General features: G+C 70.8%; 17 protein-coding genes. 13 read left to right on the top strand and 4 right to left on the bottom strand.

Annotated elements, in window-relative coordinates; all coding sequences use genetic code 11:
- Positions 1-16: 16 nt before the first annotated feature.
- The gene (aspS, locus tag ACEN9V_RS18015) at positions 17-1357 is read right to left on the bottom strand and encodes an aspartate--tRNA(Asn) ligase (protein ID WP_413601459.1); all 1341 of its coding nucleotides are present in this window, start codon (positions 1355-1357) and stop codon (positions 17-19) included.
- A gap of 147 nt (positions 1358-1504) precedes the next feature.
- Here aspS and ACEN9V_RS18020 point away from each other — a divergent pair, with 147 nt between their 5' ends.
- A complete protein-coding gene (locus tag ACEN9V_RS18020; protein ID WP_413601460.1) occupies positions 1505-1975 on the top strand; it encodes a hypothetical protein in 471 nt (156 codons plus the stop codon).
- Between the two features lie 68 nt (positions 1976-2043).
- Here the strand turns inward: ACEN9V_RS18020 and ACEN9V_RS18025 are convergent, their stop codons facing one another.
- Entirely contained in the window at positions 2044-2454 is a 411-nt protein-coding gene (locus ACEN9V_RS18025) for a MerR family transcriptional regulator (protein ID WP_413601461.1), read from the bottom strand.
- A gap of 42 nt (positions 2455-2496) precedes the next feature.
- Here ACEN9V_RS18025 and ACEN9V_RS18030 point away from each other — a divergent pair, with 42 nt between their 5' ends.
- From ACEN9V_RS18030 to ccsB, 6 genes are all read left to right on the top strand, one after another.
- Positions 2497-3987: a SulP family inorganic anion transporter gene (locus ACEN9V_RS18030; RefSeq protein WP_413601462.1), complete on the top strand. Its 1491-nt coding sequence runs from the start codon at positions 2497-2499 to the stop codon at positions 3985-3987.
- A 67-nt stretch (positions 3988-4054) separates the two neighbouring features.
- Positions 4055-4711 carry a histidine phosphatase family protein gene (locus ACEN9V_RS18035; RefSeq protein ID WP_413601463.1) on the top strand — a complete coding sequence of 219 codons (657 nt, stop codon included), beginning with the start codon at positions 4055-4057 and terminating at the stop codon, positions 4709-4711.
- Entirely contained in the window at positions 4708-5331 is a 624-nt protein-coding gene (locus tag ACEN9V_RS18040; protein ID WP_413601464.1) for a TlpA family protein disulfide reductase, read from the top strand. Before ACEN9V_RS18035 ends, ACEN9V_RS18040 begins: the two co-directional genes overlap by 4 nt.
- Positions 5332-5376: 45 nt before the next feature.
- Positions 5377-6075, top strand: coding sequence for a cytochrome c biogenesis CcdA family protein (locus ACEN9V_RS18045; protein ID WP_281267612.1), 699 nt, complete (start codon positions 5377-5379; stop codon positions 6073-6075).
- Positions 6059-7798 (top strand): cytochrome c biogenesis protein ResB, encoded by a 1740-nt coding sequence (locus ACEN9V_RS18050; protein ID WP_413601465.1) that lies wholly within the window; start codon positions 6059-6061, stop codon positions 7796-7798. The genes ACEN9V_RS18045 and ACEN9V_RS18050 overlap by 17 nt, the downstream gene beginning before the upstream one ends.
- 2 nt (positions 7799-7800) lie before the next feature.
- Positions 7801-8799: a c-type cytochrome biogenesis protein CcsB gene (gene ccsB / locus ACEN9V_RS18055; RefSeq protein ID WP_281267611.1), complete on the top strand. Its 999-nt coding sequence runs from the start codon at positions 7801-7803 to the stop codon at positions 8797-8799.
- Between the two features lie 293 nt (positions 8800-9092).
- On the opposite strand, the gene ACEN9V_RS18060 is transcribed toward ccsB, so the two are convergent.
- On the bottom strand, positions 9093-10085 hold the full coding sequence (locus ACEN9V_RS18060; protein ID WP_413601466.1) for an o-succinylbenzoate synthase: 993 nt from the start codon (positions 10083-10085) through the stop codon (positions 9093-9095).
- A 119-nt stretch (positions 10086-10204) separates the two neighbouring features.
- Between ACEN9V_RS18060 and ACEN9V_RS18065 the strand changes: the two genes are divergently transcribed.
- The 4 genes from ACEN9V_RS18065 to ACEN9V_RS18080 are packed head-to-tail and all read left to right on the top strand — an operon-like array spanning position 10205 to position 13771.
- On the top strand, positions 10205-10624 hold the full coding sequence (locus ACEN9V_RS18065) for a hypothetical protein (RefSeq protein ID WP_281265149.1): 420 nt from the start codon (positions 10205-10207) through the stop codon (positions 10622-10624).
- Positions 10625-10674: 50 nt separating this feature from the next.
- Positions 10675-11604: a 1,4-dihydroxy-2-naphthoyl-CoA synthase gene (locus ACEN9V_RS18070; RefSeq protein ID WP_281265148.1), complete on the top strand. Its 930-nt coding sequence runs from the start codon at positions 10675-10677 to the stop codon at positions 11602-11604.
- A gap of 13 nt (positions 11605-11617) precedes the next feature.
- Entirely contained in the window at positions 11618-12751 is a 1134-nt protein-coding gene (locus ACEN9V_RS18075) for an AMP-binding protein (RefSeq protein ID WP_413601467.1), read from the top strand.
- A gap of 24 nt (positions 12752-12775) precedes the next feature.
- Positions 12776-13771: a 1,4-dihydroxy-2-naphthoate polyprenyltransferase gene (locus ACEN9V_RS18080; protein ID WP_413601468.1), complete on the top strand. Its 996-nt coding sequence runs from the start codon at positions 12776-12778 to the stop codon at positions 13769-13771.
- A gap of 22 nt (positions 13772-13793) precedes the next feature.
- On the opposite strand, the gene ACEN9V_RS18085 is transcribed toward ACEN9V_RS18080, so the two are convergent.
- Positions 13794-14111, bottom strand: coding sequence for a DUF4229 domain-containing protein (locus ACEN9V_RS18085; RefSeq protein ID WP_402729560.1), 318 nt, complete (start codon positions 14109-14111; stop codon positions 13794-13796).
- Between the two features lie 65 nt (positions 14112-14176).
- On the opposite strand from ACEN9V_RS18085, the gene ACEN9V_RS18090 reads away from it, so the two are divergent.
- Both ACEN9V_RS18090 and menD read left to right on the top strand, forming a co-directional pair.
- Positions 14177-14530 (top strand): PLD nuclease N-terminal domain-containing protein, encoded by a 354-nt coding sequence (locus tag ACEN9V_RS18090; RefSeq protein WP_402729561.1) that lies wholly within the window; start codon positions 14177-14179, stop codon positions 14528-14530.
- 4 nt (positions 14531-14534) lie between these two features.
- The gene (gene menD, locus ACEN9V_RS18095) at positions 14535-16250 is read left to right on the top strand and encodes a 2-succinyl-5-enolpyruvyl-6-hydroxy-3-cyclohexene-1-carboxylic-acid synthase (RefSeq protein ID WP_413601469.1); all 1716 of its coding nucleotides are present in this window, start codon (positions 14535-14537) and stop codon (positions 16248-16250) included.
- The last annotated feature ends 169 nt before the right edge of the window (positions 16251-16419 follow it).

Below are 16419 nucleotides of genomic sequence, written 5' to 3' on the forward strand. Positions count from 1 at the left end.
CGACCCGCGGGTGTACCTACGGGGTCAGGCGCGTCGGGCCGCGGAACAGGTACGTGACCTCGCGGATGGACGGCTCACCCAGCATGAGCATCAGCACGCGCGCGAGGCCCATGCCGAAGCCACCGTGCGGCGGGACGCCGTAGCGGAAGAAGTCGAGGTACCAGCCGAGCTCGGTGGCGTCGAGCCCCTTCTCCTCGGCCTGTGCCGTGAGGACGTCGACGCGGTGCTCGCGCTGCGCGCCCGTGGAGATCTCGGCGCCGTTGAACAGCAGGTCGTAGCTGTTCGTGAGCGTCGGGTCGTCGGCGTGGCGCATGTGGTAGTACGGCCGGATCGAGGCGTCGTAGTCGGTGACGAACACGAACTCGGAGCCGTGGTGCTCCTTGGCCCATGCGGACACGCGGCGCTCGCCCTCCGGGTCGAGGTCGCCGTCGGCGCGGACGACGTCGTGGCCGCTGTCGGCCACGATCTTGCGGGCCTCGGCGAGGGTGACGCGGGGGAACGGCGTGGTCGGGACCTGCAGCTCGAAGCCGAAGACCTCCTCGATGTCCTTGCCGTACTTCTCCTTGACGGCGCTGATGCCGGCGACGAGGACCTCCTCGTGCATCGCCATGACGTCCTCGTGCGAGTCGATCCACGAGAACTCGGCGTCGACGGAGGTGAACTCGGTGGCGTGACGGCTGGTGAACGAGGGGTCGGCGCGGAACGCGTCGGCGATCTCGAACACGGCGCCGAAGCCGGCCGGCTGCGCCATCTGCTTGAAGTTCTGCGGCGACTGCGCGAGGTACGCCGTCGTCTCGAAGTACTCGAGCTGGAAGAGCTCGGCGCGGGACTCCGACGCCGAGGCCATCAGCTTCGGGGTGTGGATCTCGATGTAGTCGCGCTCGACCCAGTACGAGCGGAACGCGTGTTCCATCGTCGTCTGGATGCGGAAGATGAGGTTCTGCTTGCGGTTGCGCAGGTCGAGGAAGCGCCAGTCGAGTCGCTTGTCGAGCGAGGAGTCGTCGGCGATCGGGGTCTCCGGGATCGCCGCGCTGACGAGGGTCAGTTCGCCGACCTTGACCTCGAGGCCGCCGAGCTTGACGCGCTCGTCGTGCTTCAGGGTGCCGGTGACGTGAATGAAGGAGCCGTGCGCCAGACCCGAGATCGCCTCGGTCGTGGCGAGTGCCGCCGCCGACGCGTCGTCGCCCTCGGTCGCCTCGCGCGTCGCGGGGTTGACGAGCTGGACGGCGCCGGTCTCGTCGCGCAGCACGACGAACTGCACCTTCTTCTGATCGCGGACGGTCTCGACCCATCCGGCCACGGAGACGGGACCGTCGGGGAGGGCGGCGAGGTCGCTGATGCGGGTGCGTTCGATCACGGTCGTCGAGTCTACCGGGCCGCCGGTTCTCCACAGCCCGGTTGCGTCCGGTGGTCGTCCACAGATGCGGCCTGGAGGCTCGGATCGCCTCCGCCGCGTTCGTAGCGTTCTCGATGTGGCCGGGTCGCGAGCGGGGAGGAGGTCCTCATGACGGAGGGGATCGAAGCACTCGCGGCCTGGCCACCTGCGGCGGTCGCGACGGTGGTGGCGGCGCTGAGCGCTGCTGCGCTGACGCTCCTCGGTGCGGTGGTCGGCGGGTGCTGGGCCGTCCTCCGGTGGCGCCGCGACGTCCACCGTGAAGAGCGCGACCGGGCGTGGACGCGGATCGTGTGGGCCGTGGACCTCCTGTGCGCCGATGACGTCGGGCGGAACGAGATCGGTCGCGACGCGTTCCGAGCGGTGTACGACATGCAGATTGCTCGCGATGAGGACGTCGAGTTCGTGAGCATCGTGTCCGAGATCACCGGCTTCGAGAAAGGGGACGCCACATGGGCATTGCAATGGACGAGTGGAACGCGTACCGGGCGGAACAACGGCGGAAGGCGATCCGAAAGCGGCATCGGTTCCGCCCGTGGAAGGTCGAGAAGGTCCTCGCCGAGCAGGAACGGCTCCAACTGATGATCCGCGCGATGATCCGCGAGCGCAGGGAGCTCGCGGAACGAGCGGAACTCGAGGATTCGGCCAGGTCAGGGGAGCGCGGCGCGGAGGGTGCCGAGGGTGCCGATGAACTCCTCGGCCATCCCCGCCCGCTCGACGAGCTTCGCGTGGCGGGCCCTCGCGTCCTCCAGGAAGGCATCGAGGCGCGCTGCGCGTGCGGCCGTGTCCTCCGCATCACCGCCGGGGAGCCCGTCGACGATGCCGAGCAGGTCGCCCATCTCCTCGAGTGAGAACCCGAGCGGCTTCATCCGGCGGATGACGAGCAGACGCTCCAGGTCGCGCGGGGTGTAGACGCGGAAGCCGCCGGTGGTCCTGCCGCTCGGGACGAGCAGACCGACCTCGTCGTAGTGCCGGATCGTCCGGAGCGACATCCCTGCGCGGTCGGCGAGTTCGCCGATGTGCATCGTGCCGGCCTCGTGCGCGTCGTCTTGGTCGCTCATCGCGGACGACTCTACCCTCACGTAACGGTAGAGTCGTCGGCGATGACGACCCTCACCTCAGCGCCGGCGGCCCCGAGCGTCCTGTCTGCACTCCGTTCGCCGAGGCTCTTGACGCGCGAGGTGCTCGCCGGGATCGTCACCGCGCTCGCCCTCATCCCCGAAGCGATCTCGTTCTCGGTCGTCGCGGGCGTCGACCCGGCGGTCGGGCTCTTCTCGAGCGTGGTCATCGCCGTGGTGATCGCGATCGTCGGCGGCCGCCCGGCGATGGTGTCCGCAGCAGCCGGCTCCGTCGCGCTCGTGATCGCCCCGCTGGTGCGCGAGCACGGGATCGACTACCTCGTCCCGACGATCGTGCTCGGCGGCGTGATCCAGCTCGTGCTCGGGTTCCTCGGCGTCGCACGGCTGATGCGGTTCATCCCGCGCAGCGTCAACGTGGCGTTCGTGAACGCCCTCGCGATCCTCATCTTCACGGCGCAGCTGCCGAACCTGTTCGGCCACGACGTGCCGCTCGTGGTCTGGCCGTTGACGGCGCTCGGCGTCGCGATCATCGTCGCGTTCCCGTTCCTGACGAAGGCGGTCCCCGCGCCGCTCGTCGCGGTGGTCGTCATCACCGCGATCACCATCGTCTTCAGCGTCGCCGTCCCGACGGTCGGGGACGAGGGCGCACTGCCGACCGCGCTGCCCGGGTTCAGCGGGATCACGGTGCCGTTCTCGTTCGAGACCCTCTCGATCATCGCGCCGTACGCCTGCGGCATGGCGATCGTCGGCCTCATCGAGACGCTGCTCACGGCGCAGCTCGTCGACGCCATCACCGAGACCGGCTCGAGCAAGTGGCGCGAGTCCTGGGGTCAGGGCATCGCGAACGTCGTGTCGGCGTTCTTCGGCGGCACGGGTGGCTGCGCGATGATCGGGCAGACCGTCATCAACGTGAAGACGGCAGGCGCCCGGACCAGGATCTCGACGTTCGTCGCGGGGGCGTCCGTCCTCGTGCTCACGATCGTGCTGCACGACGTGGTGGCCGAGATCCCGATGGCGGCGCTGACGGCCGTGATGCTGATGGTCTGCGTCGCCACCTTCGACTGGCACAGCATCCGCCCGAGGACCCTCGGTCGGATGCCCCTCGGCGAGACGGCCGTCATGGTGATCACCGTGGTCGTCGTCGTGCTGACGAACAACCTCGCCACCGGGGTGATCGTGGGTGTCGTCGTCGCGGCGCTGGTGTTCGCGCGGCGCGTGGCGCACGTCGTCACCGTGGTGCGGGAGCCCGTCGACGAGCACACCGTCCGCTACCGGGTCCGCGGCGCGCTGTTCTTCGCGTCCTCGAACGACCTCGTCACCCGGTTCTCCTACGCCGAGGACCCCGAGCACGTCGTCATCGACATGTCCGAGGCGCACGTGTTCGACGCGAGCACCGTCGCGGCACTCGACGGCGTGGAGCAGCGGTTCGCCAAGCACGGCTCGACCGTCGAGGTCGTGAACCTGAACACCGGGTCGGTCGCGCTGCACGGCAGGCTCTCCGGTCACCTCGACTGAGTGCTCCCGAAGCCGTGGATCGTCTGTGCGGGCGGTGGGAACAGCTGAGCGACCTAGACTGGAACCCATGCCCGCGACCCGAATCCACCTCGTGCGGCACGGCGAGGTACACAACCCGGACCGTGTGCTCTACGGCCGACTCCCGGGCTTCGGACTGAGCGAGCTCGGCACGGCCATGGCCGCCGCGTCCGCCGCCGCGTGGAAGGAGTCCGGCGTCGACGTGCGCCGGATCATCGCCTCGCCGCTGCAGCGCACGCAGGAGTCCGCCGCACCGTGGGCCGAGGCGTACGGCCTCGACATCACGCTCGACGAACGCCTGATCGAGCCGACGAACCGCTACGAGGGACAGCCCCCCGGGTTCACGAAGCGCTCGCTCCGTCGCCCGGCCGAGTGGCCGTGGATCGCGAACCCGCTCCGCCCGAGCTGGGGGGAGGCGTACGAGTCGATCGCGAACCGCATGCTCGCCGCCGTCGCCACCGCGTGGGAGAGCACCGACGAGGGCGACGTCGTCCTGGTCAGTCACCAGCTGCCGATCTGGATGGTGCACCGGCGTCTCGCGGGGGAGCCCCTGTGGCACGACCCGCGCAAGCGTCGCTGCGACCTCTCGAGCATCACCACCCTCGAGCGTGTCCCCGGCACGCCGAGCGGTCGGTTCACCGAGGTCGGGTACGCCGACCCGGCCGAGGAACTCCGCGGGACGGCGATCGACGAAGGAGCAGTGTGACCGAGCGCAGCACGAAGGGGCGGCTCCTCGCCGTCGGAGCGACCATGCTGGTCGCCGCGATCGCCCTCACCGGCTGCTCCTCCGGCAGCAGCGACAAGCTCTCGCAGCAGTACGGCAGCGGGACGACGCAGAACTACATCTCCGGCGACGGAGCGGTGACCGAGGTCGCCCAGGACAAGCGCACGGATGCGGTCGACTTCGACGCGACGACCACCGACGGCGACGAGCTGACGGCGAAGGCGCTCCGCGGCAAGGTCGTCGTCCTGAACTTCTGGTACGCCGGCTGCCCGCCGTGCCGTGCCGAGGCGAAGTACCTGAACGAGGTGCACGAGAAGTACACCGACGACCAGGTCCAGTTCATCGGCGTGAACGTGCGCGACCAGAAGGCCACCGCCGCCGCGTTCGAGCGCACCTTCAAGGTCGACTACCCGACCGTGCTCGACGCCGACAAGGGCGAGATGCAGCTCGCGCTCTCCGGGCAGATCGCCCCGAACGCGGTCCCGGCGACGATCGTCCTCGACAAGCAGGGCCGGGTCGCGGCCCGCGTGCTCGGTGCCGTGGACAGTACGAGCATCCTCGACACCCTGGTGTCGGACGAGCTCAGCGGCAAGGCCTCCTGAGCTGTGGGCAGCAATCCCTTCGCCGACGCGATCCTCAGCGGGCAGATGCTCGTCGCCCTCCCGGTGGCGCTGCTCGCCGGGCTCGTCTCGTTCCTGTCGCCGTGCGTGCTGCCCCTCGTCCCCGGGTACCTCGGGTACGTCGGCGGTGTCGCCGAGGGTGGACGGGGACGCGGCCGCGTCGTGCTCGGGGTGCTGCTCTTCGTCCTTGGCTTCACGGCGGTGTTCGTCGCCTACACGACGGTGTTCGGTGCGCTCGGGTTCTGGCTCGTCCGCTGGCGCGACCTCATCACGCAGGTCCTCGGTGTCGTGGTGATCGTGATGGGCCTGGTGTTCGTCGGCCGCTTCACGTTCCTCCAGCGCACCCTGAAGCCGTCGTGGACCCCGGCGACCGGGCTCGTCGGCGCGCCGCTGCTCGGCATCGTGTTCGGTCTCGGCTGGACCCCGTGTCTCGGCCCGACGCTCGCCGCGATCAACCTGCTCAGCGTGCAGTCCGGCAGTGCCTGGCAAGGGATGTGGCTCGGCGTCGCGTACTGCCTGGGCCTCGGCATCCCGTTCCTGCTCGTCGCGCTCGGCGCCGGCTGGGCCTCCGGAGCGATCCGCGTCGTCAAGCGCCACATGCGCATCGTCAACATCATCGGAGGAGCGATCCTGATCGTCATCGGTCTGCTCATGGTCACCGGTATCTGGTCGGCCGTCATGTCGAGTGTGGGGGCGGTGATCCAGAGCTATGTCCCGGCAGTCTGAGTCCGAGAACGACCTCACCGGCACCGACCAGGCGACGAACGAGGGCGCCGACACCGCATCCGACCCGCAGCGGCCGTCCGACCACGTCGACGGCACCGCGGCGGCGACGACCGACGCCGGCGTGAACCAGCCGAAGCTCGGCTTCGTCGGGTACGTGCGGTTCTTCTGGCGCCAGCTGACCAGCATGCGGACCGCGCTGTTCCTGCTGATGATGCTCGCCCTCGCGGCGATCCCTGGGTCCCTCGTGCCGCAGCGCACGGCGGACCCGAACGGTGTCGTGCAGTACAAGGCCGACCACGCGACGCTCTACCCGATCCTCGACAAGCTCCAGGTCTTCGACACCTACACCTCGGTGTGGTTCTCCGCGATCTACCTGCTGCTCTTCGTGTCGCTCATCGGCTGCATCGTGCCCCGCACCCGGCACCACTGGCAGGCGCTCCGCACCCGCCCGCCGAAGACGCCGGTCCGCCTGACGCGACTCGCGGGGTTCCGCACCGTGGCGGTCGAACCGGACACGATGGCGGACGGCGCGACCGGGACGGACGCGGCCACGGGCCTCCCGTCCGTCGACCGCGCGGTCACGCGCGCCATGGCGCTCCTGAAGCGCTCCGGGTACCGCGTCGAGCGCTTCGGCGACTCGGTGAGCGCGGAGCGCGGCTACCTGCGCGAGACGGGCAACCTCGTCTTCCACGCGGCGCTCGTCGGCGTGCTGATCGCCGTCGGCATCGGCGGCGGCTTCGGGTACACCGGCCAGCGGCTCCTCGTGGAAGGTCAGACGTTCTCGAACGTGCTCGGCTCGTACGACTCGTTCAACCCTGGTCGCTGGTTCAACCAGGAGCAGCTCAAGGGCTACAACCTGACCCTCGACAAGTTCGTCACGAAGTACGAGGAGCGGAACCTCAACGCCCTCGGCCAGGCGACGGACTACTCCGCGACGGTGACGAGCAAGGAGAAGGGCGGTGAGTCGAAGACCAGCCGCCTCGGCGTCAACGAACCGCTCTCCATCGGCGGCACGAACGTCTACCTGCTCGGCAACGGGTACGCGATGAACGTGACCGTGCGCGACGGCGACGGGAACGTGGCGTTCCAGGACGTCGTGCCGTTCCTCCCCGCTGACGCGAACTACACCTCCACCGGCGTCATCAAGGTCCCGGACGCGTCGCCGGACCAGCTCGGCATGGTCGGGTTCTTCTACCCGACAGCGGTGAAGCAGGCGACCGGCGCGTACGCCTCGACGTACCCGGACATCGAGAACCCGCTGCTCTCGCTGCAGGTCTACACGGGCGACCTCGGGCTCGACGACGGTGTGCCGCGGAGCGTCTACCAGCTCGACACCAAGGGGCTGACGCAGATCGCCGGCACCAAGGCGGACACCGCGAGCATCCAGCTGAAGCCCGGGCAGACGAAGAAGCTGCCGGGGGACGCCGGGTCGATCACGTTCGACGGCGTCAAGCGGTACGTGTCGCTCGACGTGCACCACGACCCGTCGCAGCTCTTCGTCGGTGGCTTCGCGGTGCTCGCCGTGCTCGGCCTCCTCACCTCGCTCTTCGTCCCGCGTCGTCGCGTCTGGGTGAAGGTCGTGCCCAGGACGGGCGCGGCGAACGGCGAGTACGACCTCGAGTACGCGGGCCTCGCCCGCGGCGAGGACCCCAATCTCGAGCGTGCCGTCGGCGAGATCGCCACGCGGCACACGTCGGACCTCGGAGTTAGGATGCCCCAGTGAACATGACGGAGAACCTCGCGACCTACTCGGTCGTGCTCACGTACTCGGCGATGGCCGTCTACGTGATCGCGTTCATCTCGTTCGCGCTGGACATGGCCAAGCGTGCGGGCGAGGTGTCCGTCGCGACCGACACGCAGTCCGTGACGGCGCAGCAGCAGGGCGCCGCGAAGACGGTCGCCACCGTCCAGGGCGGTACCGTCGTGCTCGAGCGGGTGGAGGCACCGGCGAAGACCGGCTCCGGCCGTCGTGGCACCCGGTTCGAACGGGTCGGCATGGCGATGACGATCCTCGCGCTCATCCTGCACGTCGGGTCGATCGTGCTCCGTGGCATCGCGGCCGACCGTGTGCCGTGGGGCAACATGTTCGAGTTCTCCCTGACCGGCACCGGGCTGATCGTGCTGATCTTCCTGCTGGTGCAGCTCTGGCAGAACCTGAAGTTCCTCGGCGTCTTCATCACGGGCCTCACACTCATCCTGCTCGGCATCGCGACGGTCAACTACTACGTGCCCGTCGTGCCGCTCCAGCCGGCGCTGCAGTCGTACTGGCTCGTCATCCACGTGTTCGTGGCGATCGCCGGCACCGGGTTCTTCGCGCTCGGCGCCGGGCTCGCGGTGGCGCAGCTCGTGCAGACCTACCGGCTCGGGCACCCGGCGGTGTCCAAGAAGATCCGTTTCATGGAGACGCTGCCGGACGCCGACCGGCTCGAGGTCCTGACCTACCGCGTGCTCCTCGTCGGCTTCGTCCTCTGGACCTTCACACTCATCGCCGGTGCGATCTGGGCCGAGCGTGCCTGGGGACGCTACTGGGGCTGGGACACGAAGGAAGTCTGGACGTTCATCATCTGGGTCGTCTACGCCGGGTACATCCACGCTCGTGCGACCCGTGGGTGGCGCGGCGCTCGGTCGTCGTGGCTGGCGCTCATCGGGTTCGCGGCCGTCATGTTCAACTTCTCCGTCGTGAACGTGTTCTTCAAGGGCCTGCACAGCTACTCCGGTCTGTGAGCGTCGTCCGCCGCTGACGCGGCACGCCGGCCTGGAGGCTCGGTGCAGGTCCGCCTCCGGGCCCGGCTCGGGCCTGCCCGAGTGGTCGTTCGGGCCTGCCCGAGTGGTCGCAACACCCCGTCGGTTTGTCGCCGAGTGGTCGCAACACCCCGTCGGTTCGTCGCCGAGTGGTCGCAACACCCCGTCGGTTCGTCGCCGAGTGGTCAGGGCCCGTCGTTCTGCGGACCAGCGACCGACAGATGGTGACCGCCCAGGGGATGTGAGCGGGGTGTCGGGACGTCAGGGGCGGGACGTCAGGAGCGGGACGGAGCGGCAGCGAGCAGGGCGTGCACCCGCTCGAGCCGGGACCGCCACCACGCGGTGCGCGCGGGCGACGCGGCGAACCGGGCCACCAGGGAAGGTGCGGCGTCCACGCGACGCACCCCGATCCTCCCGTCCGCCGGCAGGAGCGGATCGGGCGTGACGTCCCCCTCGAACATCGCCGCGGTCCCGAGCCCCGCGGCGTAGCCGGGTGACATCGCGGCCGCGGCGAGGAACGCCCCCATCCCGAGCCCGACCGACGTGTCGAGTGCGCTGGACACGACGCAGGGGAGCCCGGCCGACTCGATCACCGACAGCGCCGCGGTGATCCCGCCGAGCGGCTGCGCCTTCACGACGAGCACGTCTGCGGCCCCTGCCCGCGCGACGGCCAGCGGGTCAGAGGCCTTGCGGACGCTCTCGTCCGCAGCGATCGGCACGCCGAGGCCGGCGATCCGCGATCGCAGCGCTGCGAGTTCCGGGACCGTGCGGCAGGGCTGCTCGGCGTACTGCAGGTCGTACGGGGCGAGCCGCTCGAGCGCCTCCGCTGCCTGGTCCACGGTCCACAGGCCGTTCGCGTCGACCCGCACGGACGCGGCCCGGCCCATCACCCGACGGACCTCGGCGACCCGCGCCACGTCGTCGTCGATCGTCGTCCCGGGCTCGGCCACCTTGACCTTCGCGGTCGTGCACCCGGGGTAGCGCGCCAGGAGCCCGGCGACGGCACCCGGCTCGATCGCGGGAACGGTGGCGTTGACGGGGACGGACGCCGCGGCGGGGACGTGCTCCGTCCAGCCGAAGTCGATCGCTCCGCGCAGCCAGGCGGCCGCTTCGGCGTCGTCGTACTCCACGAACGGGGAGAACTCGGTCCACCCGGCCGGACCGCGGAGGACCATCGCCTCGCGCGTGGTGATCCCGCGGAAGCGGACCCGCATCGGGAGGGCGACGACGTGGGCGTCGGCGAGGAGTTCGGAAAGGGCGGGGAGCACACGGACATCTTCGTCCAGCGGACCTCACAGTTCCTCGGAGGGGACCGCCAGGGCAGAGCATTAGCATGCATCGGTCGGCCTCGGTCGGCTCCGATCCGCCGCGACCAGAGGGAGGCTCCGTGACGTCCAACCCGCACCAGCGGTCGTCACGCAGCACGCCCGGCGGGGGCAGCGACGAGTTCGCCCGCCTCATGCGCAGCAACACCGTCGACGTCCGGGCGAAGACCGCCACCCGGCGCCGCAAGAACCCCCTCGTCGGTAAGATCGCCTTCGGCCTCGCCATCGTCTCGGCGGCCGTCGACGCCAGCGCCTTCGCGGTGTTCATGGGCGGTGACACGACCTTCGCGTTCGGCATCTGCTTCGTCGTCGTGTTCCTGACGCTCGTCGCCGCCGTCCTCGGGTTCATCGCCGCGGTCGGCGGGTTCGGCCGGTGGTACGGCTCCATCGGCGTCGTCGTCGCGTTCTTCGCGAACCCGGTGATCCTCATCGTGCTCGTCGTCATGGTCGCCCCTGAGCTCCTCACCGACATGGGAGCGTGAGCGCCTCGGCGACGGGGCGAGGCGGAGGGCTCCGGCGATAGGTTGGGTGCATGCCCGACACCGTGTCCGACCTGTTCGACCCCGACGTCTGGACGACCGCCCCCGCAGCGGCGTCGTTCACCGACATCACGTACCACAAGCACGTCTCGCACGGGATCGTCCGCATCGCGTTCGACCGTCCAGAGGTCCGGAACGCCTTCCGCCCCCGCACGGTGGACGAGCTCTACCGCGCCCTCGACGACGCCCGCCAGGACCCCCGCGTCGGCGTCGTCCTGCTCACCGGCAACGGCCCGAGCCCGAAGGACGGCGGCTGGGCGTTCTGCTCCGGCGGTGACCAGCGCATCCGCGGTCGCAGCGGCTACCAGTACGTCGGTGACGAGGGCGCCCCGCCGGAGGGCGTGGACCCGGCAGCAGCCCAGGCGTCGATGGGTCGGCTGCACATCCTCGAGGTCCAGCGACTGATCCGCATGATGCCGAAGGTCGTCATCGCCGTGGTCCCCGGGTGGGCGGCCGGCGGCGGTCACTCGTTGCACGCCATCTGCGACCTCACGATCGCGAGCGCCGAGCACGGGAAGTTCAAGCAGACCGATGCCGACGTCGGGTCGTTCGACGGCGGGTACGGCAGCGCCTACTACGCCAAGCAGATCGGCCAGAAGTTCGCGCGCGAGGTGTTCTTCCTGGCGCAGGAGTACTCGGCGCAGCGCGCGTACGAGATGGGCGCCGTGAACGCCGTCGTGCCGCACGAGGACCTCGAACGCGAGGCGATCCGCTGGGGCGAGATCATCCTCGGCAAGTCCCCGACGGCGATCCGGATGCTCAAGTACGCCTTCAACGCGGTCGACGACGGCATGGTCGGCCAGCAGGTCTTCGCCGGCGAGGCCACCCGCCTCGCCTACGGCACCGACGAGGCCGTCGAGGGCCGCGACTCGTTCCTCGAGAAGCGCGCGCCCGAGTGGACGTCCTTCCCCTGGCACTACTGATGCGGCGTCCCTGATGCCCCGCCCCCTGGTCCGGCTCGGCGCGTCGGACCCGCTGACCGTGCTGCGCGGCCTGGAGGCTGCCCTCGCCGGCGGTCCCGCACTGCTCCCCGTCGCCGAGGGCGTTCCCGCCCTGCCGACCCCGGCTCCGGCTGACGTCGAGCAGCGGGTCGCCCTCGTCGTCGAGACGAGCGGTTCCACCGGCACCGGCAAACGTGTGGCGCTGTCCTCCGAGGCGCTCCTCGCCGGCGCGGCCGCAGCCGACGCCGCCCTCGGCGGACCCGGCGGGTGGGTGCTCGCGCTGCCGACCCACTACATCGCCGGCCTCAACGTGCTCACGCGGTCGATCGCGGCGGGCACGACCCCGTCGGTCGTCGCTCCCGGGCACTTCGAGGCCGGAGCGTTCGCGGACGCCGCCGATCGGCTCGCGACCGGTCCGGCTGCACCGCGTCGGTACACGTCGCTCGTCCCGGTCCAGCTCGCCCGCGTGCTCGACGACCCTCGTGCGACGGCAGCGCTGGCGGGGTTCGACGCGGTCCTCGTCGGCGGTCAGTCGACCCCGGGACCGCTGCGGGAACGCGCGGTGGCGGCCGGTGTGCACGTCGTCACGACGTACGGCGCGAGCGAGACGAGTGGCGGCTGCGTCTACGACGGACGGCCGTTCGGCACCGTCCGCACGGAACTCGTCGACGGTGAGCTCCTGCTGCACGGCCCCATGCTCGCGGAGGGCTACCTCGGCGACGCGGACCGGACCGCGGCGACGTTCGTCCAGCGTGACGGGCTCCGGTGGTACCGCACGGGCGACGCGGCGACGCTCGACGACGGCCGGGTCCGGGTGCTCGGCCGGCTCGACGACGTGATCATCTCGGGCGGCGAGAAGGTCCCGCTCGGACTGGTCGAGCGTCACGTCCGGGAGCTCCCCGGGCAGGACGCCGCGGTGGTCACCCGTCGGGACTCGGGGGAGTGGGGCGAGGTCCCCGTCGTCGTGACGGCGACACCGCTCGACCTCGACACGGTCCGTGCCCACGTCGGTGCGGCACTCGGACGCGCGGCGAGGCCCGCCGAGGTCGTGGTCGTCGACCGCGTGCCGATGCTCGCGTCCGGCAAGCCCGACCGGCGGGCGATCAGAGCACTCGTCGCCGATCGATAGCTCCCACGAATAGGATTGACGGTCGTGGCACGAGCGAAGAACGAGACGCACAAGCAGGGCAGGTCGGGCAACCCGGCCAAGGCGGCATCCCCGGCGCGGACCCGCGGTCGCGCGACCGCACGTGACTGGATCGGCGGGGCACGGCTCCGCACCCTGACGCTCGGTGTCGTCCCGGTCGTGCTCGGCACCACGGTGGGCTTCGTCGACAGCGGCATCGCCGGTGACTTCGGCGCCTTCCTCGCGAAGGACGGCCACCTCACCATCGCCGTGCTCGCGCTCCTCGTCGCCCTGTTCCTGCAGATCGGCGTGAACTACAGCAACGACTACTCGGACGGCGTCCGCGGGACCGACGAGTTCCGCGTGGGCCCCGCCCGGCTCACGGGCGCCGGCCTCGCCAAGCCCCGCACGGTGCTCACGGTCGCCCTGACGTTCTTCGGGCTCGCCGCCGTCGCCGGCATCGTCATCGTGATCCTCACCCAGCTCTGGTGGCTGCTGATCGTCGGCGCCGCAGCGATCGTCGCCGCGTGGTTCTACACCGGCGGCAAGAAGCCGTACGGGTACAACGCGCTCGGCGAGGTCTTCGTCTTCGTCTTCTTCGGTCTCGTCGCCGTGCTCGGGACCGAGTACGTGCTCATCGGCCGGGTCACCGCGAGTGGCTGGGCAGCGGCCGTCGCCGCCGGGTTCTTCGCCTGCGCCGTCCTGATGGTCAACAACATCCGTGACATCGACGAGGACCGGCTCGCCGGCAAGCGGACCCTGGCGGTCACCGTCGGACTGCCGATCGCCCGCGTGCTCTACGGCCTGTTCCTGCTGCTGCCGTACGTGCTGCTCATCTGGTTCGTGCTGCTGTACTTCCGGACCGGCTTCACGTACTTCTCGCTGCTGCTGGTGCTGCCGGCACTCGCGATCGGGGTGTCGTCCCGCAAGCCGCGCGAGCTCATCACCGCGCTGCAGCTGTCGTCGTTCGGATCGTTGGCCTACGGCGTCGTGCTCGGCGTCACGCTCGCGCTGCAGCCGTAGCCGCAGGCCGGGGCGGAACGGGTCAGTCGGTGGGGTGCGCGCGGCGCTCCGCGTGACGGTCGGCGTCCGACACCGGGGCGTCCACGTCGGTGTCGGACGCCGAGACGAAGTCGTCCTCGAAGTCCGAGTCGGCGTCCCGCTCCGGACGGCCGCGTCGGTTCGCCATGCTGGTGGTGACCTCCGAGCGGAGCTTCGGCAGCGCGATGTACGAGACGAGCAGGCCGATGAGCGCCGCACCGATCGTCGCCCAGTACCACGGGAGACCGATCACGAACAGGACGACGAGCGCCGCCGCGAAGATCCCGAGACGGGCGAGGGTGTAGACGAGCCACGCTTTCACCCGGCAAGTCTACGGACTCGCGAACCGTGAGGTCGGTCACAGCCTGGGCACCTACACTCCTCGGCATGGTCCGCTTGTGGCTCGTCGTCGTCGTCGCCGCCGTGGCGTTCACGGTCTACACGCTCATCGACTGCGCCACGATGCCGAAGCACCGCATCCGGTCCCTCGGGCGCGGACTCTGGATCCTGCTGATCGTCATCCTGCCGGTCCTCGGCGGCGTCCTCTGGTTCCTGCTCGGCAGGGCCCCGGCGGCTCCGGAGCGTGTCGCCCGGTACCGTGGTCCCGAAGACGACCCGGACTTCCTCGGTGAGCAGACTCCCGAGCGGCCCCGCACGGACAAGGACCAGGACGACGCGACCCTCCGCAACCTCGAAGAGCAGTTCCACGACACCGACGACGACGGCCGCACCGATCGCTGACGGCGTGCCGCAGGGCTCCGGCAGTCCGGCGTCCGACTTCGCCCTCGCCCTCCTGCAGGAGTTCGCCCGCGCCGGCGTCACCGACGTCGTCGTGAGCCCCGGATCCCGATCCCAGGCGCTCGCCCTCGCGGCGGTCGCCCTCGAACGTGCCGGTGGCATCACCGTGCACGTGCGACTCGACGAGCGGACTGCCGGATTCGTCGCGCTGGGGCTCGCCGTCGAGACCGGGCGTCCCGCGCTCGTGGTCACCACGTCCGGCACCGCCGTCGCCAACCTGCACCCCGCCGTGCTCGAAGCGCACCACTCCGGCGTGCCGATGATCGTCGTGTCCGCCGACCGCCCGGCCGAACTCCGGGGGATCGGCAGCAACCAGACCACCGTCCAGCCCGGCATCTTCGCGCAGGCGGTCTCGTTCGTCCGCGAGGTCGAGGCCCCGACGCAGCACGGCGTCGACGACAGCACCCGCGACACCATCCGGAGCACCGTCCGCGAGACCGTCGCCGCGGCGTCGGGACACACCGGACAGCCGGGGCCCGTGCAGCTGGACGTCGCCTTCCGCGAACCGCTCTCCGCGACGCTCACCGACGTCGAGGGCGTCCCGGAGGACGAGATCGACCTCGGGTTCGCCACCCGCCGCGTCCACACCGGGCTCGGCGCCGTGGAGCTCACGCCGGACGACGAGCCCGCGACCGTCGTGATCGCCGGGCACGACGCCGGCGAGGATGCCGAACGCGTGGCATGGGAGCTCGGAGCGCCGTTGCTGGCCGAGGTGTCGAGCGGAGCGCGCTTCGGGCGGAACCTCGCCGTGACCTACCGCGAGCTGCTGCGCGACCCGCAGTTCGGCGGCCGGGTCCGCCGTGCCGTCGTGCTCGGCCACCCGACGCTCAGCCGCGAGGTCCCGGTGCTCCTGCAGCGCGACGACGTCGAGGTGGTGACCGTCCGCGGGGCCGGAGCCGACGCGTACGACCCGAGCCGAGCCTCCCGGCTGGTCTCCGACGTCACCGTCACGGGCCGGACCCGTCCGGAACACCGCGCGTGGGTGGGCCGCTGGGTGGCCGCGAGCCGTGCAGCGCTCGGCGACGGCGATGCCGGGCCGGACCTGGACGCGAAGCGGTCGGAGGACCGTGCAGAACGCAACCGGTTCCTCCGCGACGAGGTCGCGCTGCGCCGCCGCCCGGTCGACCGGGCGATGCTCGCCGACGCCGTGTGGGGCGTGACCTGGCCGCACGACCGACTGGTCCTCGGCGCGTCCCAGATCATCCGCGTGGCCGACGGTCGTGTCCCCGGCAAGAAGATCCGCGTGCACGCCAACCGCGGGCTCGCCGGCATCGACGGCACGGTGTCCACCGCGCTCGGGATCGCCGCTGCGCTCGAGCAGACGCAGGCAGCCGGCGGGACGACTCGCGTGCTCCTCGGGGACCTGACGTTCCTGCACGACCTCGGGGCGTTCGTCACCGGGACCGAGGAACGCACCAGCCGCGTGCAGGTCGTCGTCGGCAACGACTCCGGCGGGGCGATCTTCCGCGGGCTCGAGGTCGCCGAGACCACCCCGGCGGCGGACATGCGCCGGATGATGACGACCCCGCAGCACGTCGACGTCGAGCAGGTCGTCAGGGGGCTCGGGTGGGAGTACCGCCGTGCCGCGACGTGGGGGGACCTCGAGCAGGTGCTCACGGACCCCGCCGAGCGGGTGGTCATCGAGGTGCCCCTGGCCGACTGAGCCTCGAATCGCTCCCCGCCGGCGGGCGCGTCCCGACCACCGGACTGGAGGCTCGGCGCGCGTCCGGCACCGAGCCTCCAGTCCGGCGCTGGTCGCGACCAGGGCCGGCGGCCGCACCGCGCGTTCGTTGCGTCCACAACGAGCGACGAAGTCGCTGTCGTACGACAGC

The organism is Curtobacterium sp. Curtsp57 (assembly GCF_047324335.1).
GTDB lineage: Bacteria > Actinomycetota > Actinomycetes > Actinomycetales > Microbacteriaceae > Curtobacterium.